Here is a 16,247-nt window from a genome sequence, read left to right as displayed (position 1 = left end):
GTCGCGCTCACATGGGGAAATGAGAGACTATGGTGACTTCTCGTATCGCGATCCGGCTGTTGCTCGGCGCTTCGGCGGCCGCGCTCGCGCTGCCCGCCGCAGCGCAGGAAAGCCGCACCGCCGAGGAAATCATCGTCACCGCACAGCGCGAGAACGCCACCGGGGTGGAACGCGGCGGCAGCGCGGGCGTGCTCGGCGACAAGCCCGCCGAAGACATCCCGTTCAGCATCCGCAGCTATGACGAGACGCTGATCCGCAACCAGCAACCCTATACGCTGGGGCAGGTGCTCGAGAACGACCCCACCGTCCGCACCAGCTACGGTTTCGCCAACGCCGCCGAACAGTTCGTCATCCGCGGCTTCGCGCTGGCGGGCGACGATGTCGGCTTCGACGGGCTCTACGGCATCACCCCGCGTCAGCTGATCGCGCCCGAGCTCTACCAGTCGGTGCAGGTGCTGAACGGCGCGAGCGCCTTCCTCAACGGCGCGGCTCCGGGCGGATCGGGCATCGGCGGCAGCGTCAACCTGATCCCCAAGCGCGCCACCGACGATCCGCTCGCGCGCGTCTCCGCGATCTACAATTCCGACGAGCATTTCGGCGGCAGTTTCGACATTGGCCGCCGCTTCGGCGCGGGCGGCGCATGGGGCGTGCGGCTCAACGGCGCGTTCCGTAGCGGCGATGTCTCGATCACCGACGAGTTCCGCGAAACCGCGGTGCTGGGCGGCGCGATCGACTATGCCGCCGGCCCGCTCCGCCTCTCGCTCGATCTCGCCTATCAGCGCGTCGAAGTGCGCCGCCTGCGCCCCAAGCTCACCGTCAACGGAGTCGTTCCGCGTGTTCCCGACGCGGATGTCAACTATGGCCAGCCGTGGCAGGAAACCACGCTGCGCGACATTTTCGGCCAGTTCCGCGCCGAATATGATCTCGGCGAAAACGCGATGCTCTACGCCGCGTTCGGCGCGCGCGACGGCTCGGAATCGGGCGTCTACAGCAGCCTTACGCTGCTCGACGCGGACACCGGCGCGGCCAGCGTCTCGAGCTCGTTCATTCCGCGCACCGACAACAACGAAGCCGCCACCGCGGGGCTTCGCGCGAAGCTGGCGCACGGCGGGATCAGCCATGAAGTCAATTTCGGCGGGTCGATGAACTGGCTGGTCAACCGCAACGCCTATGAATTCTACGCAGTCTCGCCGGTCCTCAACAACATCTACGATCCAATCGTCGTCCCGCGCTCCACCACCGTCACCTTCGCCGGCGGCGACCTCGACGATCCCTTCCCCATTTCGCGCACCCGCCTCGGCAGCGCCTTCGCGTCGGACACGATCGGCCTCTGGAACGATCGCATCCTCGCCACCGCCGGGCTGCGGCTCCAGACGATCACCGCCACTTCCTATTCCGCCTTCACGGAAGAGGAGACGGGCGAATACAGCGAGAGCGCCGTCACCCCCGTCTTCGGCCTCGTCGTGAAGCCCACCAACCGCATCTCGCTCTACGGCAATTATATCGAGGCGCTGGTACAGGGCGCGACCGCCCCGGCGAGCGGCGCGAACCCGGACGGCGGCGGCACGCTGCCCGTGCGCAACGCGGGCGAGGTGCTCTCCCCCACGCGCTCCGAACAGATCGAAGTAGGCGCGAAATACATCGCCCCACGCTTCAGCGCCGGCATCGCGCTGTTCCGCACCGATCGCGCGATCGCGATCCTTACCCCCGATCCCGACTCCACCGACATGCTCGTCTTCGGGCCATTCGGCATCCAGCGCCACCGCGGCATCGAGGTGAGCTTCGAGGCCGAGCCGCTCGACGGGCTGCGCCTCATCGCGGGCGGATCGGTGATCGACGCGAAGCTGCGGCGCACGCAGGGCGGAGTCAACGAAGGCAATCAGGCGGTCGGCGTGCCGGAATATCTGGTCAACGCCAACGCCGAATGGGATCTCCCCTTCGCGCGCGGGCTGACGCTCACCGGCCGCGTTGTCCACACCGGCGAACAGCCCGCTAATATCGCCAACACGCTGTTCCTCGAAGACTGGACGCGCTTCGATCTCGGCGCGCGCTACGTCGCGGTGGCGGGCAACATGCCGCTCACGCTGCGCTTCAGCGTCGATAACGTAGCGAACGCACGCTACTGGGCCTCCGCCTTCGACAGCTTCCGTCCCGACCTGCTGCAAGGCGCCCCGCGCACCTTCAAGCTGTCCGCCTCGCTCGAACTGTAAGCCACGCCGGCGGGGGCAGCGCGCCCCCGCCGGACGCCGCGGCTCAGATTTGGGCGAAGAAGTCGGGCAGCACGTTCGCTTCCTCGCGCACCACCTGCCGCACGCGAACGCCAAGCGGCGACCTATAGACTACCCCTGCCGAGGCGATACCACGGCACCCCCAATGCGCTCCCCGCGTTACCCCCGCCATGACCGACACGATCGAAACGCTCCGCGCCCGGATGGAGGCCGCTGCCGAGGCGATGGAGTTCGAGGAGGCGCGGCGGCTGCGCGATCGGATCAACCTGCTGCGCGGCGGCGCCGATGGCGCTGCCGCCGCGGGCGCCGACACCAGCGGGCTCACCCGCCAACAGCCCGGCGCGATGGGGCTCGGAACCTCACGCGGCCGCCCCAGCCGCCCCGAAGGCTGGACCCCGCCGAAGAAGCCCGATCCGCTGACGCGCGGCCGCAACCGGCGCGACGGCGCGCGCGACTGACGCCGCGCCGACCCCGCGCGTGCCGCCCCGCCGCGCCGCGCCCCTCGCACTCGCAGCACCGCGCCCCTATCTCCCCTCTGTACCCGCCTTCAGAACAGAAGTAGAACTTCCCGAATGAGCCTAAGCCATATAAGCGTCCGCGGCGCGCGCGAGCATAATCTCAAGGACGTGTCGGTCGATATCCCGCGCGATACGCTGACGGTGATCACCGGCCTGTCGGGCAGCGGCAAGTCGTCCCTCGCGTTCGACACCATCTATGCCGAGGGCCAGCGCCGCTATGTCGAGAGCTTGAGCGCCTATGCGCGCCAGTTCCTCGAGATGATGCAGAAGCCCGACGTCGATCATATCGAGGGCCTCTCCCCCGCCATTTCGATCGAGCAGAAGACGACGAGCCGCAACCCGCGCTCCACCGTCGCGACGGTCACCGAGATCTACGATTACATGCGCCTGCTCTGGGCACGCGTCGGCGTGCCCTATTCGCCCGCCACCGGCCTGCCGATCGCGGCGCAGACGGTCAGCCAGATGGTCGATCGCGTGCTGGCATTGCCCGAGGGCACCCGCCTGCTGCTCCTCGCGCCCGTCGTGCGCGGCCGCAAGGGCGAGTATCGCAAGGAGCTCGCCGAGTGGCAGAAGGCCGGCTTCCAGCGCGTCCGCATCGACGGCGAGACCCATCTGATCGAAGAGGCCCCCGCGCTCGACAAGAAGTACAAGCACGACATCGAAGTCGTCGTCGATCGCCTGGTGGTGCGCGAGGATATCGCGACGCGGCTGGCCGACAGCTTCGAAACGGCGCTCAAGCTGGCCGACGGGCTGGCGTACGTCGATCTGGTAGATGCGAGGGTGGCGGACCTCGCCTCCCCCCTCCCGCCTGCGGGAGGGGCCGGGGGTGGGCTCCCGGCCAGCGTCAACGAAGCGCCGCAAGCGTTTCGCGCTGATACGACGGACCTCCTCGATGGCGAGCGCGAGCCCACCCCTAACCCCTCCCGCATGCGGGAGGGGAACGCGGTTGGCGGCGCGATGAAAGGCGCCGGCATCCCCGAAAACCGCATCGTCTTCTCCGAACGCTTCGCCTGCCCCGTCTCGGGCTTCACCATCCCCGAGATCGAACCCCGCCTGTTCAGCTTCAACGCGCCGCAGGGCGCCTGCCCCGCGTGCGACGGCCTCGGCGAGCGGCTCGAATTCGACGAGGGCCTCGTCGTCCCCAACGAGGACCTCAGCCTCAAAAAGGGCGCGATCGTCCCCTGGGCGAAATCCAATCCGCCCAGCCCCTATTACATGCAGGTGCTCGGCAGCCTCGCGCGCGAATTCGGCTTCAGCCTCGAAACCCCCTGGGCCGAGCTCCCGCCCGAAATCCGCGACACCATCCTCCACGGCACCAGGGGCAAGCCCGTCACGCTCACCTTCGTCGACGGCCGCAAGAGCTATGACGTGAAGAAGCCGTTCGAGGGCGTGATCGGCAACCTCAACCGCCGCATGCTCCAGACCGAAAGCGCCTGGATGCGCGAGGAGCTCTCCAAATATCAGGCGAGCCACCCCTGCGAGACCTGCGGCGGCGCGCGCCTCAAGCCCGAGGCGCTGGCGGTCAAGGTCGCCGGCGAGCACATCAGCCACGCCACGCGCCTCAGCGTGGTCGACGCGCTGCAATGGTTCGCCGACCTGCCCAACCACCTCACCGACCAGCAGCGTGAGATCGCCCGCGCCATCCTCAAGGAAATCGACGAGCGGCTCGGCTTCCTCAACAACGTCGGCCTCGATTACCTCAACCTCGATCGCACCAGCGGCACGCTCTCGGGCGGCGAGAGCCAGCGCATCCGCCTCGCCAGCCAGATCGGCAGCGGCCTCTCGGGCGTGCTCTACGTGCTCGACGAGCCCTCGATCGGCCTCCACCAGCGCGACAACGACATGCTGCTCGCCACGCTGCGCCGCCTGCGCGATCTCGGCAACACCGTGCTGGTGGTCGAGCATGACGAGGATGCGATCCGCAGCGCCGACTATATCCTCGACATGGGCCCCGGCGCGGGCGTCCACGGCGGCGCGGTCGTCGCGCGCGGCACGCTCCCCGAAATCCTCGCGACGCAAGGCTCGGTCACAGCCGATTATCTCAACGGCACCCGCGAAGTCCCCGTGCCGCCCAAGCGCCGCAAGGGCACCGGCAAGAAGCTCACGGTGCACAACGCCACCGCGAACAACCTCACCGGCGTCACTGCGTCGATCCCGCTCGGCACCTTCACCTGCATCACCGGCGTCTCGGGGTCGGGCAAGTCGAGCTTCACCATCGACACGCTCTACGCCGCCGCCGCGCGCCAGCTCAACGGCGCGCGCATCCTCGCGGGGCGTCACGACAAGATCAGCGGCCTCCAGCATCTCGACAAGGTGATCGACATCGATCAGTCGCCCATCGGCCGCACCCCGCGCTCGAACCCGGCAACCTACACCGGCGCCTTCACCAACATCCGTGACTGGTTCGCCGGGCTGCCCGAGGCGCAGGCGCGCGGCTACAAGCCCGGCCGCTTCAGCTTCAACGTCAAGGGCGGCCGGTGCGAGGCGTGCCAGGGCGACGGCGTGCTCAAGATCGAGATGCACTTCCTCCCCGACGTCTATGTCGAATGCGACGTGTGCCACGGCGCGCGCTACAATCGCGAGACGCTGGAAGTGAAGTTCAAGGGCAAGAGCATCGCCGACGTGCTCGACATGACCGTCGAGGATGCCGTCGAATTCTTCAAGGCCGTGCCCCCGATCCGCGACAAGATGGCGATGCTTGCCGAAGTCGGCCTCGGCTATGTCAAGGTGGGGCAACAGGCGACCACCCTGTCGGGCGGCGAGGCGCAGCGCGTCAAACTCGCCAAGGAACTCGCCCGCCGCGCCACCGGCAACACGCTCTACATCCTCGACGAACCCACCACCGGCCTCCATTTCGAGGACGTGCGCAAACTCCTCGAAGTGCTCCACGCGCTGGTCGAACAGGGCAATACGGTGGTGGTGATCGAGCACAACCTCGACGTCATCAAGACCGCCGACTGGATCCTCGACCTGGGGCCGGAGGGCGGCGTCAAAGGCGGGGAGATTGTGGCGGAGGGTACGCCTGAACAGGTGGTGAAGGAGCCGCGGAGCTATACGGGGAAGTATCTTGCGCCGTTGCTGAAGCAGTCTGGAGTACGGCGGAGCGTGGCAGCGGAGTAGATTTTTCTCGCGCCATTGCTAGTTTAACGGGAGCTTTTTGGGGGGAAGGAATGACCGACAGCTCGGGCTCGATTGATGGATTCGATCCGCTAGCCACCGGATATGCTGCAGACGAAAATGAGGCGCTGCTTAACCAGGCAAATCGCCGCATCGTTCAAAATATCCTCAAGTCCTATACGGGCTACTTTGACCTTTTCTCGGAGACGCTTCAGAATAGCCTTGACGCTATGGAGGCTAAGCAGCGCATGGCTGGAGAAGACTATCAGCCAAAGGTTTGGATTACGGTAGACATCCCGAATTCTCGTGTTCGTGTTGTGGATAACGGCACTGGGATGTCGCTTGATCAGTTTAAGTTTTTTTTGAAGCCGAATGTCAGCTTTAAGCAACCAAAGGAGGCCCGCGGTCAAAAAGGCGTTGGCGCTACTTTTCTGGCATACGGCTTTTCCGTTTTGCGGGCACACACAAGGAAAGCTGGTCATGAAGTCGCGGCCATTCTTCGAAATGGCAGGCAGTGGGCACAGGATTACAGCGAGTCGATCCCTCGGCCGGCTTTCGAAGCCGAGTCCTTTAAGGTCCCGGAGTTGGGCCTCGGCGATGACGGGACGGCTGTCGAAGTTATACTCGGCGGCCTTGCGGGCGAGCGCCCGCGTGATTTGGGGTGGCTCGGCGCACGAAATGCCAAACAGTGGTATGAGGTCTTACGGATTAAGAGCCCTCTGGGAGGAGTGTATCTCAATACAGGAAAGTTTCGACCTCATGTATCGATTAAGGTCGTCGACATCGACAACACAATCACGACGCATGACGCATTACAGCCGGAATACTTCTATCCACATGAAATGGCGGATCTCAAATCCGCGACGGTGAAAGACGTAGAGCAGGCTCTTTCCAAGATTCAGGGTAGCCCCGACCAGCGCTTTGCTAAGCTGGCTAGCGACTTCAAGCGCCTCGATTGCTTGTGGGAAATCTATACAAAGGAGGATTTGGCCGACGAGACCGGTTGGTTTGCGTCGGCGCTAACCGATGAGCATCGATCGCTCATCGAGCGGCATAATGTTGTCGCTTATGCTTGCTTTCTCCGGTCAGCGAAGATCTGGGGATCTTTCAACGACGATGAGCTAATGTTGCGAAAGGGACAACGGGTTATCCATGGTGGCTTGCAGATGGCCTCAGATTTCATGGTCCAGGGTGACCTATCAATTATTCCACTAACCAGCACCATCGGGTATCAGGCAAACTCACACGTTGTGGTACATTTCACAGACGGAAGCCCAGACATGGGCCGCAAGGTTTTCCAGCCTGAGCTTACAGACTTGGGTGAAACGATTGCAGTCCGCTGCGTCACCATCTTCAAACGTTATCTGCAACATCTAAAGCCGGACACTGGAGCTGTCGCGGTCGCTCCGGATAAAGAGTTGCACGAGTGGAAGAAACGACAAGAGGAGTACCGAGACAAGAACTCGATTTCGCTTGTGACCCCTGGCGGCACCCTGGCCCTTTTGTCAAAACCGCAGCAGGAGCAGGATGTCATTGCTCTATTCCATGAACTCATTGGGCTCGGAGTATTGAGAGGGTACCAGTTTTTCGCAACCTCCCAAAGCGATAGATATGACTCTTTGTTTCAACTTTCCTACCACGACGAATCTGATACAAAGTTCTCCAAAGAGAATCGCCCCCTTGGCGTAGACTCAGGACTGAACTTCCCGTTTCTTTCTGAGCCTCGTGTACTAGAATATAAGTATGACCTCGATGCCTTAATACGGGAGTTTCTATCGGAAGCAAAGTATGCAAAGCATATTAATTTAGTGGTTTGTTGGTCTGCTGAAAAGCAATGGAGAGAAAAGTATTTCCTGAATTCGCTGTTGGTAGGAGATGAAGGAGGAGCTCGATTGGCTTATGGAGCCACGCATCAAGCGTTTCCCGATAGTGGCGGGTCGCAACCGGACTTCGAAGTGCTGATCTTGGAAGATCTGATAAATTTTTTGGTCAATCCAGTTGAAGAGCAGGCTCGGCAAAAGTCTAAGTACAAAGACTGAGCGTCGCCAACGTTTTCAGGGGAGTTCCGGGACGAAGTACCCAACTCCCTACCTCTCGACACCGCCCTTACCCGGCCCGATACTCTCGCGATGCCCGACCCGCTCCCCTGGCGCCCGGAGTTCCTCGCCGCGCTCCGCCTGCTCGCGCGGGTCAGCGAAGCAATGGCGGCGCGCGGCCTCCCCCGCCCGGTGCTCGTCGGCGGCGGCGCGGTCGAGTTCTACACCGGCAGCGCGGTGATGACCGGCGACATCGACGTCACCTCGCCCGTCCAGCCCGAGCTGGAGGAGGAACTGCAACGCCTCGGCTTCGTCCGCCCCTCCGGCCCCGGCAAGGCGACGCGCGGCTGGGTGCATCCCGATCTCGGCCTCGGCTTCGAAGTCGTTGGGTCGAGCCCGATGGGCGGCACGCCCGATCCGGTACGCATTCGCCTGATCAACGCGCCCGGCGCGGATGGCGCGCTGCGCATCCTCTCGCTCGAAGACATGATCGCCGATCGCATGGGCCAGTACGCCAGCGGCACCGCGCCCGATCTGCTCGCGCAGGCCCGGCAGCTTGCCGATCTTTATCCCGAACTCGATCTCGCCTATCTTGAACAGCGTATCCGCACCGAAACGCTGGGCGACCATGGCATCGAAGACCTCAGAGGCTGAGCGCAACTACGGCCCGGCCATCGACATGGCCGCCTATGGCCGCGACCTCGCGCGCCGTCGTGCCGAGATCGAGGCGGAAACCGGCCAGCCGCTCGACGCTCCCCGCAACAGCGGCGCCCGCCGCACCGAGAGCAAGAAGGCGCTCCTCGCCGAGATCGACCGCCTCGCTGCCGCCAAGGGCTTTCGCTGGTAAGGCATCGCCGCCTCGCAACCTGCCGGGGAAGAAGCACCCCCGTACAGCCCCACCTTGCACCCCCCGCCCCCGCACCCCATATCCTTCTCAGGCGCAGGCCCTCCCGGCCAGCTTCCGCACCTCGCGGAACCGGCGCCTCCATCAAATTCCCGTTCGCACCCATTCGGAACCTTGATTTCGAAAGCACGCGGGCATTGCGGCTGCCGTCCGTCCGGGCGGCGCCTTTATTTCACCAGGAACACCATGAACTTCAAAGATTTTATCAGAACGACCCAGATCACTTCTCCTGCCAATCGTCCGCTCGCCGCCGCCTTCGCGCCGCGCCATGCGGGCTATTTCACGCCGAAAGCGCCCGCCCCCCGCGTCCGTCCGGTCGCCAAGGTGCCGGCGCATGCCTGCGCCGTCGCGCGCGCCGCGGTCCTCGAAGTGCTGGGCTGACCGCCGCCGGAAGCCATTCCGGCAAAACGATACGCAATGCGTCGCCCGCGCGAACATGCGCGGCGGCATTGCAGCGGGATCTGCTGCTGGTCACACCGCGCCTTCCGCGCGCCGCCCGCCCGCGCTATACTCCCCGCATGGGCAAGCTCGATCCAATCGTGTCCGAATTCGACACCGACGAGGAAGCCGAGGCGTATGACGCCTGGTTCCGCGCCAAGGTGGAGGCCGCGATGGCGTCTCCCGGCCCCGGCATTCCGCACGATCAGGTGATGGCCGAAATGCAGGCGATCATCGACAAGCATCGGCAAACGGCGAAGTGAAGCTCATCTGGCGCCCGGAGGCGCGCCGGAGCCTGCTCGACATCACCGACTATATCGCCGAGCGCAATCCATCGGCGGCCCGGCGGCTCCGCGACGCCATCCTGCGCACCGCAGACCGGCTCCCCGATCATCCGTATCTCCACCGCCCGGGCCGCGTCCCCGGCACGCGCGAAGCGGTGATCCACCCCACCACCATCCTCGTGGATCGCGTCGGCGAAAGCATCGAGATTCTCGCCGTCCTCCACACCCGCCGGGAGTATCCCTGACTTCGCCGCCGCGCGCCACAGCCTCCCGCAGCGCAGGTGCCGCGATGCCCCTCGCCGCGCACTGCTGCTCACCCCCGCATTCCCGCTCGCCTTCCCGCGCGCCGCCCGCCACGCTGCGCCGCCGCGCTCTGCGGCAGCGAAAGGGGATGCGATGGCGACCGGCACCGTGAAATGGTTCAACAGCACCAAGGGCTTTGGCTTCATCACGCCGGACGACGGCGGCGCCGACGTGTTCGTCCATGTCTCCGCGGTCGACCGCGCCGGGTTCGGCAGCCTGAACGAAGGGCAGAAACTCGCCTTTGAAGCGGTGTGCGATCCGCGCAGGGGCAAGGTGAGCGCGGAAAATCTCCGCGCGCTCTAGCCGAAGGGGCCGGCGCGCGGCCCCTTCGATCGATCAGCAGGAAACGCCGGGATATTCCGGGTCCGAACAGTCGCAATGCGGCGACGGCACTTCGCCTTCGTCATATTCGCACGTCGTCGACACGCATTTGCCGCCGCAGCAGCAGGTGATCGTCTTGACCACGCGGCCGCCCGCGCGCTGCGCGCCCGCCTTCGAATGGACGATCATATAGCCGTCGCCCTTGGCGGGCAGCAGCTGCACCTCCACGTCGACGCCGTTTTCCAGTCGCATCGTCTGCATCTCGCTCTCCCTCGTCGCAATGTTCCGAAAGCTCCTTTTCGCGCGACCCGATTCTCGTCTCTTGCAAATCACGCCACAGAACTCCCGAATACGGGGAAGCTCGCCGTGCACTATACCGCGCGAATTGCGCAGGAAGAAGCGCCGAATAGCGGCGGTCGAACGTCTCGGCAGAATTTCCGCTGTCCTACAGCCGTGGTTTCGGCATATCTGACGAGTCCGCCCCGATTCGAGGACATCGCAATGCCCCGCCGCGCTTCCGATCCGCCGCCGCCGCTCGCGCCCGGCTGCGTCGCCCCTGCCGGGCGCGACGACCCGCATCCTGCCGTCCGCGCCTGGATCGCGCTGCGCGACGCCGGGCGGATCGGTGCGCCCGCTTCTGCGGCGCCCGACGCCGCGCGCATCCGCGCCCGCACCGAAGCGCTCCTGCGCCCGCGCCGCCGCGGCGGCGTGTGGTGACGGCGCGGGGGAGGATCGGGGGGGGACGTGGCGCTGCATTCGCTGCGTTCGGGTATTCGAATACCACGCCGGAGGTGGGTGCGGGAGCGCATGCGGCCGCCGTGCGTGCGCCTCATCGCGCGGGCGCACATGAGCGTTGAGCATGCGCGTTGAGGTGCGACCTTAGTGCGACCTTCGGCGGAAAACCGCGGGTTCGCACCCCCGGCTCCGGGCCCGCCATTGCGGACCGGGGCCGGAAGCCCTATGTTGCCGGGGCTACAGTCGCAAACTGACGGTTACTGGTGCTTTGCGGCTCCGCTTTCCTTCTTTCCCTGCCTCCGCAGCACGAGGTCCGCCCACGCTGGGCGCGCCGCCAATCGAAGGAACATCACATGAGCACCACCGGAACCGTCAAATTCTTCAACGCCGACAAGGGCTATGGCTTCATTCAGCCCGACAACGGCGGCCAGGACGCGTTCGTCCACATCTCCGCCGTCGAGCGCGCGGGCATGACGACGCTCCAGCAGGACCAGCGCGTCAGCTACGAGCTCGAGCAGGACAAGCGCGGCAAGATGGCCGCCTGCAACCTCCAGCCGGCGGACTGACACGAGACACGGCGGCGCCTTCGGGTGCCGCCGTTTTTCCTTTCCCTTCCGCGGAGACCGTCATGACCGAAGCCGAAACCTTCCGCGCCCGCGCCGACGAGGCAGCGACGCTCGCCGCCGACACCGATCTCGCCAATGTCCGCGATCGCCACCTGCGCTCGCAGGCCGCGTGGGAAGCCATGGCCGTCCGCTCCGAGCGAGTCGCCACCCAGCGCGCGCGCAACGAGGCCGCCAAGGCAGGCGCCCCCGCCACCGCCGACTGATCGCCGGAACACCGCTGGCCTCCGTCCGTTCTCTCGGCAACCCCGAAAGGACAGGCAAGGTCATGGCAAAAAAGCAAAAGAATACCGCTCCTCAGGACCAGCCCCGCCGCGGCTTCCGCCGCTTCGCGCTGGGCAGCCTCGCGATCGGCGCGGTGGCGCTGGCGGGCCGCTATGCCCGGCGCCGCCGCGGCGCTCTGGCGGGCGGGCACGAGGCGCCCGATCTCGCGGCCGACAAGCCGCATCCCGGCCCTGATCACTGCGCTCCCGAAGCCTTCCGCCCCGATCCCACTGCGCCGGTGCCTGAAAGCGAGCGCGACGCGCTCCGCCCCGCGACCGGCAAGCCCACGCTCGTCGCCGGCAGCGACGTCAAGGAAGGCCGCGCCCCCGCCGGCACCTGATCGCCACCAGCATCGGAGGAACGCATGACCACCCGCACCGCTTCGGCGCGCTACGAAGGCTTCGGCAAGGACGGCAAGGGCTGGATGAGCACCCAGTCGGGCGTGCTCGATTCGAGCCGCTACGGCTTCGGCACGCGGTTCGAGGACGAACCCGGCACCAATCCGGAGGAGCTGATCGCCGCCGCCCATGCCGGCTGCTTCACCATGGCGCTCAGCTTCGCGCTGGCCCGCGCCGGCTTCAGCGATGGCACGCTCAACACCCGCGCCGCCGTGACGCTGGACAAGCAGGGTGAAGGCTTCGCGATCACACGCTCCGAACTCACCCTCGATGCCGATGTGCCGGGGATCGACAAGGACGAATTCGAGAAGCTGGCGACCGAGGCAAAGGCGAACTGCCCCGTCTCGAAGCTGCTGACCGCCGAAATCGGCCTCACCATCCAGCTCGCCGGGCGTGCCCGCAACGACGGCTGAGCACGACCGGACGAAGGAACCACCCATGGACTATCGCAAGATCAGCATTGGCCTCGGCTGGTTCTCGCTGGCGCTCGGCGCTGCCGAACTGCTGGCCGGCCGCCGCATCGCCCGGGCGCTGGACGTGCCCGGTCATGCCGGCACGGTGCGCGGTTTCGGCATGCGCGAACTCGCTTCGGGTGCCGCATTGCTCAGCGCCCCCGGTAACCCCGGCCGCGTCGCGACACGTGTCGCGGGCGATGCGCTCGATCTCGGCGCGCTGGGGCTGGCGGCACGCAAGTCGCCGGGCAATCGGCTGGTCTGGGGAGCGCTCGGCTTCGTGGCCGCCGCCGCCGTACTCGACACGCTGGTTGCGCGGGGCCTTCGTGCAACCGCGGATCTTCCCGGCAACGGTCCTGCGGCGACCGCGACCGCTGGGTGAGCTGCCTAATTGTCGGTCTTGTGCCCCTGCCAGGGCCAGCGGCCTTCAATCTCCAGCTCGAGCGAGAAGCTCAAAAAGGTCCGGATCGCGACGATCCCGGCGAGGACTGCGACGCTTTCCAGCGTCGGCTCGATCGCGACGGTGTTGATGATGTCGGCCGCGACGAGCAGCTCGAGGCCCAGCAGGATCGACCGGCCGAGGTTCGATCGCAGCCCCTTATACGCAGCTTTCCGGTCGCCCTGGGTCAGCAGCGCTCGTGCGAAGAATACGGCGGAAACGATCGCGCCCATCAAGATGGTGGCGATCCCGGCCACTTCCACTACGCGGGTGATGGCATGAATCATGCCGACGGCATCTTCTTCGCCCAACATCAGCGCGCCACCGACCGCAAGGCAGTCAGCTCGCCTTCGCCGCCTTCGGCGATGACGCTCATCGATCCATCGGTCTCCAGCACGACGGCGGCGACCTGTTCGATCCGCCCGAGACCCGAGTTGCGGATCGCTTCATCCACTTCGTCGCTGGTGATTCGCTCCTCATCCATCGCGCCGTGGCGGTAGCGGCCATGCTCGACCAGAAGCCGAGGGTTCGCACGGACCAGCTTGCGGAACCAGGGCGAGGCGATCGACACGCGCGACACGATCCACTGCAGGCCCGCCAGCATCGCAAAGGCGAGCACGCCCTCGGCAAGCGTCACTTGCTGGCTCAACAAAATGGTCGCGAGAGTCGACCCGAGGGCCACCGTCACGACGAGGTCGAACGCGTTCAGCTTCGCGAGCGATCGCTTTCCGGAAAAGCGCAGGATGAGGATCAGCGCGATATAGGCCGCCACTGCCATCACCACGACGCGCAGCAACGCCATTGGGTCCTGGAAAAACATGTCCGAACAAAGGCCCGCCGCCGCGAAGGTTCCGGCGACAATGCACTTCAAGCGCCCAGCTCCGCACGCAAATGGAGGCCGGCATCGCTGCCAGCCCCCTGTCGCCGGACTTCGGCCGCTGCCCGGATGGGCGTGGCGGCCCGGTTTCGGCGGCATGCTCCACTCGCGCCGGCAAGGGCATGCGAGCTTCGCGGGTCACCGAGACCAGAGCATCCTTCCGGGGGAACGACGCTCCGGCTTCGATGCCTGCCCCGCCCAGTCCGGGGATTGGGCGAAGCGGTTCGGATGGCGATCACGTGGCTGCCGGTGCGGTGCTGCCGCAAGTGCGGCAATCGTGCCCCGGCCTCCGCGTCAGCGCGGCATCCCCGTCGAAGCGGACGCGGTTTCCAAAAGGCACCAGCGCCCGCTCCGTCCGTGCAGCTCGGCGGGGTCGCTTCGACTTCGCTCGGCGCTCTCGTCTTGCTGCAGGTTCGATGCTCTCACGACGTCCGAGTCGCGCAAAGCGCAAAGCCGCCCCTCACGCCTGTTGATAGCGTGGATAACGGGGGTAACGAGTGGCGCCCTCAGTTGCCGGGGTTCCATCCCTGCGGAGCGAGCTCGAACCCGGCGAACTCGAACCCCGGAACGACGGTGCAGCTTACGAGCGCCCAACCTGCCGAGGCATGGGCCGCCTGCCAGCGATTCGCCGGCACCAGCCCCTGGGGCGCGTAGCCGCCGAGCACATCGCCGCCAAGCCGGATGGTGGCCCAGTCGTCTCCCGCCTCGTCGGCGATATGCAGATCGAGCGGCGCGCCGCCGTGCCACAGCCAGATCTCGTCGGCATCCACTCGGTGCCAATGCGACCGCTGCCCTTGCTCGAGCAGGAAGAGTATCGCGGTGCCCGCGGCGCGCTCACCTTCCCGCGCCGTCGCGCGCCAGGTTTCGCGAAACCATCCTCCCTCGGGATGGGGAGCCAGTTCCAGCGCATCGATGATCGTCCGTGCGTCGCTCATTGCCGCCTCCGCGAGTTCGCGCTCCGAACTCGCGGGAACGCCGCGCAGATGCAACCCGGCTCGGATCGGCGCGTCCGGGAGAATGCTCAATGCCATGGAGCGGGTTGGTAACGATCGGGCGCTACAAGGAAGGCGATGCTCCGCCTCCTAACGCTTTCGACGCTCTTTCCCGATGCGACGCGACCGAACTTCGGCATTTTTGTCGAGCGGCAGACGCTGGGGCTCGCGGCGCGGCCCGATGTGTCGCTGCGCGTCATTGCCCCGCGCGGGCTGCCTCCGCCTCCGCTGGACCGGCTGGCGCGTTATCGCCCGATCGCCGAGGCGCCCCGGCAGCAGCAGTGGAAGGGAGTGGACGTACATCGCCCTGCCTTCCTCAATGTGCCGGGGATCGGCGGTCGGCTTCATGGCGCAATGCTGGCGCGCGCCGCAGCGCCGGTGATTGCAAGTCTGCGACGCGATTTTCCGTTCGATCTCATTGCCGCCGAGTTCTTCTTTCCTGACGGAGTGGCAGCGATCGCGCTCGGCCGCCGCTTCGGCGTCCCGGTTTCGATCAAGGCGCGCGGCACCGACATCGCCCATTGGGCGAGCAACTCCGCGGTGGCCGGACAGCTCAACTCCGCAGCACAGGCAGCCGACGGATTGCTCGCGGTTTCGCAGGCGCTCCGGCGAGATATGATCGCGCTGGGCATGCCCGGAGAGAAGATCGAAGTAAGCTACACCGGCGTCGATCTCGATCGCTTCATCCCTGGCAGGCGCGCCGCCGCCAAGGCTGAACTCGGTGTAGAGGGGCCGCTCGTCGTCTCGCTCGGCTCGCTTACGCCGGTCAAGCGGCACGATGTCGTGATCGACGCAATGGCGCTGCTTCCGAACGTCTCGCTGTGGATCGTCGGTGAGGGCCCTGAGCGCACACGCCTCGCCGCTCGGATCGCCGAACGCGGCCTCGGCGACCGTGTCCGGCTGGCGGGGCCGATCCCGCACACCGCCATTCCGAACGTGCTCGCGGCAGCGGATGCGATGGCGCTGGCATCAGCTTCCGAAGGGCTCGCAAACGCATGGCTGGAGGCTCTGGCGAGCGGAACGCCTATCGTGATCCCTGACGTCGGCGGTGCGCGCGAAGTCCTTGATCGCAAAGCCGCCGGCGCCATCGTCGATCGCACGCCGGAAGCCTTCGCCGCAGCGCTGAGCGAGCGTCTTGCCCAACCACCGGAGCCGCATGACGTGCGCGCCGCTGCGGAACGCTTCACCTGGCCCGCCAACGCGGCCCAGCTCATGGACTATTACGGCCGCCTCGTCGCAGACCATCGCCGCCCGGGCGCGCGCTCTCGCTGATCGCGCCCGTCGCAACCTGCGACGCCGTCACGGGTTTTTCTCCTGA

21 protein-coding genes are annotated in these 16,247 nt (G+C 66.1%); 17 read left to right on the top strand and 4 right to left on the bottom strand.

Annotated elements, in window-relative coordinates; all coding sequences use genetic code 11:
- The first annotated feature begins 29 nt into the window (after positions 1-29).
- From H7V21_RS13950 to H7V21_RS13905, 10 genes are all read left to right on the top strand, one after another.
- Positions 30-2,210: a TonB-dependent receptor gene (locus H7V21_RS13950; RefSeq protein WP_188054312.1), complete on the top strand. Its 2,181-nt coding sequence runs from the start codon at positions 30-32 to the stop codon at positions 2,208-2,210.
- A 188-nt stretch (positions 2,211-2,398) separates the two neighbouring features.
- The gene (locus tag H7V21_RS13945) at positions 2,399-2,686 is read left to right on the top strand and encodes a UvrB/UvrC motif-containing protein (protein ID WP_188054311.1); all 288 of its coding nucleotides are present in this window, start codon (positions 2,399-2,401) and stop codon (positions 2,684-2,686) included.
- Positions 2,687-2,800: 114 nt separating this feature from the next.
- On the top strand, positions 2,801-5,866 hold the full coding sequence (uvrA, locus tag H7V21_RS13940) for an excinuclease ABC subunit UvrA (RefSeq protein WP_188054310.1): 3,066 nt from the start codon (positions 2,801-2,803) through the stop codon (positions 5,864-5,866).
- 50 nt (positions 5,867-5,916) lie between these two features.
- Positions 5,917-7,902 carry an ATP-binding protein gene (locus tag H7V21_RS13935; protein ID WP_188054309.1) on the top strand — a complete coding sequence of 662 codons (1,986 nt, stop codon included), beginning with the start codon at positions 5,917-5,919 and terminating at the stop codon, positions 7,900-7,902.
- A 90-nt stretch (positions 7,903-7,992) separates the two neighbouring features.
- Positions 7,993-8,553, top strand: coding sequence for a hypothetical protein (locus H7V21_RS13930; RefSeq protein WP_188054308.1), 561 nt, complete (start codon positions 7,993-7,995; stop codon positions 8,551-8,553).
- Positions 8,528-8,746 (top strand): hypothetical protein, encoded by a 219-nt coding sequence (locus H7V21_RS13925; protein ID WP_188054307.1) that lies wholly within the window; start codon positions 8,528-8,530, stop codon positions 8,744-8,746. Before H7V21_RS13930 ends, H7V21_RS13925 begins: the two co-directional genes overlap by 26 nt.
- Before the next feature lie 243 nt (positions 8,747-8,989).
- Positions 8,990-9,184 carry a hypothetical protein gene (locus tag H7V21_RS13920; RefSeq protein ID WP_188054306.1) on the top strand — a complete coding sequence of 65 codons (195 nt, stop codon included), beginning with the start codon at positions 8,990-8,992 and terminating at the stop codon, positions 9,182-9,184.
- Positions 9,185-9,321: 137 nt separating this feature from the next.
- Entirely contained in the window at positions 9,322-9,504 is a 183-nt protein-coding gene (locus tag H7V21_RS13915; RefSeq protein ID WP_188054305.1) for a stability determinant, read from the top strand.
- Positions 9,501-9,770 (top strand): type II toxin-antitoxin system RelE/ParE family toxin, encoded by a 270-nt coding sequence (locus tag H7V21_RS13910; protein ID WP_188054304.1) that lies wholly within the window; start codon positions 9,501-9,503, stop codon positions 9,768-9,770. The genes H7V21_RS13915 and H7V21_RS13910 overlap by 4 nt, the downstream gene beginning before the upstream one ends.
- 151 nt (positions 9,771-9,921) lie before the next feature.
- The gene (locus H7V21_RS13905) at positions 9,922-10,131 is read left to right on the top strand and encodes a cold-shock protein (RefSeq protein WP_188054303.1); all 210 of its coding nucleotides are present in this window, start codon (positions 9,922-9,924) and stop codon (positions 10,129-10,131) included.
- A gap of 33 nt (positions 10,132-10,164) precedes the next feature.
- On the opposite strand, the gene H7V21_RS13900 is transcribed toward H7V21_RS13905, so the two are convergent.
- The gene (locus H7V21_RS13900; protein ID WP_188054302.1) at positions 10,165-10,410 is read right to left on the bottom strand and encodes a hypothetical protein; all 246 of its coding nucleotides are present in this window, start codon (positions 10,408-10,410) and stop codon (positions 10,165-10,167) included.
- A gap of 240 nt (positions 10,411-10,650) precedes the next feature.
- Here H7V21_RS13900 and H7V21_RS13895 point away from each other — a divergent pair, with 240 nt between their 5' ends.
- The 6 genes from H7V21_RS13895 to H7V21_RS13870 all read left to right on the top strand — a co-directional run bounded on the left by H7V21_RS13895 (position 10,651) and on the right by H7V21_RS13870 (position 13,003).
- Positions 10,651-10,866 (top strand): hypothetical protein, encoded by a 216-nt coding sequence (locus tag H7V21_RS13895; RefSeq protein WP_188054301.1) that lies wholly within the window; start codon positions 10,651-10,653, stop codon positions 10,864-10,866.
- 371 nt (positions 10,867-11,237) lie between these two features.
- Positions 11,238-11,450, top strand: a complete 213-nt coding sequence (locus tag H7V21_RS13890; protein ID WP_188054300.1) for a cold-shock protein — start codon at positions 11,238-11,240, stop codon at positions 11,448-11,450.
- 62 nt (positions 11,451-11,512) lie between these two features.
- Positions 11,513-11,713, top strand: coding sequence for a hypothetical protein (locus tag H7V21_RS13885; protein WP_188054299.1), 201 nt, complete (start codon positions 11,513-11,515; stop codon positions 11,711-11,713).
- Positions 11,714-11,775: 62 nt separating this feature from the next.
- The gene (locus H7V21_RS13880) at positions 11,776-12,111 is read left to right on the top strand and encodes a hypothetical protein (protein WP_188054298.1); all 336 of its coding nucleotides are present in this window, start codon (positions 11,776-11,778) and stop codon (positions 12,109-12,111) included.
- A 24-nt stretch (positions 12,112-12,135) separates the two neighbouring features.
- Positions 12,136-12,582 carry an OsmC family protein gene (locus tag H7V21_RS13875; protein WP_188054297.1) on the top strand — a complete coding sequence of 149 codons (447 nt, stop codon included), beginning with the start codon at positions 12,136-12,138 and terminating at the stop codon, positions 12,580-12,582.
- Positions 12,583-12,607: 25 nt separating this feature from the next.
- Positions 12,608-13,003 (top strand): hypothetical protein, encoded by a 396-nt coding sequence (locus tag H7V21_RS13870; RefSeq protein ID WP_188054296.1) that lies wholly within the window; start codon positions 12,608-12,610, stop codon positions 13,001-13,003.
- Positions 13,004-13,008: 5 nt separating this feature from the next.
- Here H7V21_RS13870 and H7V21_RS13865 read toward each other — a convergent pair whose 3' ends face one another.
- The 3 genes from H7V21_RS13865 to H7V21_RS13855 all read right to left on the bottom strand — a co-directional run bounded on the left by H7V21_RS13865 (position 13,009) and on the right by H7V21_RS13855 (position 14,872).
- Positions 13,009-13,374, bottom strand: a complete 366-nt coding sequence (locus tag H7V21_RS13865) for a DUF1622 domain-containing protein (RefSeq protein ID WP_188054295.1) — start codon at positions 13,372-13,374, stop codon at positions 13,009-13,011.
- On the bottom strand, positions 13,374-13,880 hold the full coding sequence (locus H7V21_RS13860) for a DUF421 domain-containing protein (protein ID WP_188054294.1): 507 nt from the start codon (positions 13,878-13,880) through the stop codon (positions 13,374-13,376). The genes H7V21_RS13865 and H7V21_RS13860 overlap by 1 nt, the downstream gene beginning before the upstream one ends.
- Before the next feature lie 563 nt (positions 13,881-14,443).
- Positions 14,444-14,872: a cupin domain-containing protein gene (locus H7V21_RS13855; RefSeq protein WP_188054293.1), complete on the bottom strand. Its 429-nt coding sequence runs from the start codon at positions 14,870-14,872 to the stop codon at positions 14,444-14,446.
- Between the two features lie 135 nt (positions 14,873-15,007).
- Between H7V21_RS13855 and H7V21_RS13850 the strand changes: the two genes are divergently transcribed.
- Positions 15,008-16,201 carry a glycosyltransferase gene (locus tag H7V21_RS13850; protein ID WP_188054292.1) on the top strand — a complete coding sequence of 398 codons (1,194 nt, stop codon included), beginning with the start codon at positions 15,008-15,010 and terminating at the stop codon, positions 16,199-16,201.
- Positions 16,202-16,247 lie beyond the last annotated feature (46 nt).

The sequence above is a fragment of the Sphingosinithalassobacter sp. CS137 genome, from assembly GCF_014334115.1.
Lineage (GTDB): Bacteria > Pseudomonadota > Alphaproteobacteria > Sphingomonadales > Sphingomonadaceae > Sphingomonas.
The sequence above is the reverse complement of the archived record's forward strand: the minus strand, read 5'-3'. Positions and strand labels throughout refer to the sequence as shown.

What these genes read in the sequence shown, in the direction of transcription:
- H7V21_RS13855 (WP_188054293.1), bottom strand. Translation starts at nt 14,872, where the DNA reads ATGAGCGACGCACGGACGATCATCGATGCGCTGGAACTGGCTCCCCAT.
- H7V21_RS13895 (WP_188054301.1), top strand. Translation starts at nt 10,651, where the DNA reads ATGCCCCGCCGCGCTTCCGATCCGCCGCCGCCGCTCGCGCCCGGCTGC.
- H7V21_RS13880 (WP_188054298.1), top strand. Translation starts at nt 11,776, where the DNA reads ATGGCAAAAAAGCAAAAGAATACCGCTCCTCAGGACCAGCCCCGCCGC.
- H7V21_RS13865 (WP_188054295.1), bottom strand. Translation starts at nt 13,374, where the DNA reads ATGTTGGGCGAAGAAGATGCCGTCGGCATGATTCATGCCATCACCCGC.
- H7V21_RS13860 (WP_188054294.1), bottom strand. Translation starts at nt 13,880, where the DNA reads ATGTTTTTCCAGGACCCAATGGCGTTGCTGCGCGTCGTGGTGATGGCA.
- uvrA (WP_188054310.1), top strand. Translation starts at nt 2,801, where the DNA reads ATGAGCCTAAGCCATATAAGCGTCCGCGGCGCGCGCGAGCATAATCTC.
- H7V21_RS13950 (WP_188054312.1), top strand. Translation starts at nt 30, where the DNA reads ATGGTGACTTCTCGTATCGCGATCCGGCTGTTGCTCGGCGCTTCGGCG.
- H7V21_RS13870 (WP_188054296.1), top strand. Translation starts at nt 12,608, where the DNA reads ATGGACTATCGCAAGATCAGCATTGGCCTCGGCTGGTTCTCGCTGGCG.
- H7V21_RS13890 (WP_188054300.1), top strand. Translation starts at nt 11,238, where the DNA reads ATGAGCACCACCGGAACCGTCAAATTCTTCAACGCCGACAAGGGCTAT.
- H7V21_RS13930 (WP_188054308.1), top strand. Translation starts at nt 7,993, where the DNA reads ATGCCCGACCCGCTCCCCTGGCGCCCGGAGTTCCTCGCCGCGCTCCGC.
- H7V21_RS13900 (WP_188054302.1), bottom strand. Translation starts at nt 10,410, where the DNA reads ATGCAGACGATGCGACTGGAAAACGGCGTCGACGTGGAGGTGCAGCTG.
- H7V21_RS13905 (WP_188054303.1), top strand. Translation starts at nt 9,922, where the DNA reads ATGGCGACCGGCACCGTGAAATGGTTCAACAGCACCAAGGGCTTTGGC.
- H7V21_RS13915 (WP_188054305.1), top strand. Translation starts at nt 9,322, where the DNA reads ATGGGCAAGCTCGATCCAATCGTGTCCGAATTCGACACCGACGAGGAA.
- H7V21_RS13925 (WP_188054307.1), top strand. Translation starts at nt 8,528, where the DNA reads ATGGCATCGAAGACCTCAGAGGCTGAGCGCAACTACGGCCCGGCCATC.
- H7V21_RS13935 (WP_188054309.1), top strand. Translation starts at nt 5,917, where the DNA reads ATGACCGACAGCTCGGGCTCGATTGATGGATTCGATCCGCTAGCCACC.
- H7V21_RS13885 (WP_188054299.1), top strand. Translation starts at nt 11,513, where the DNA reads ATGACCGAAGCCGAAACCTTCCGCGCCCGCGCCGACGAGGCAGCGACG.
- H7V21_RS13875 (WP_188054297.1), top strand. Translation starts at nt 12,136, where the DNA reads ATGACCACCCGCACCGCTTCGGCGCGCTACGAAGGCTTCGGCAAGGAC.
- H7V21_RS13850 (WP_188054292.1), top strand. Translation starts at nt 15,008, where the DNA reads ATGCTCCGCCTCCTAACGCTTTCGACGCTCTTTCCCGATGCGACGCGA.
- H7V21_RS13920 (WP_188054306.1), top strand. Translation starts at nt 8,990, where the DNA reads ATGAACTTCAAAGATTTTATCAGAACGACCCAGATCACTTCTCCTGCC.
- H7V21_RS13945 (WP_188054311.1), top strand. Translation starts at nt 2,399, where the DNA reads ATGACCGACACGATCGAAACGCTCCGCGCCCGGATGGAGGCCGCTGCC.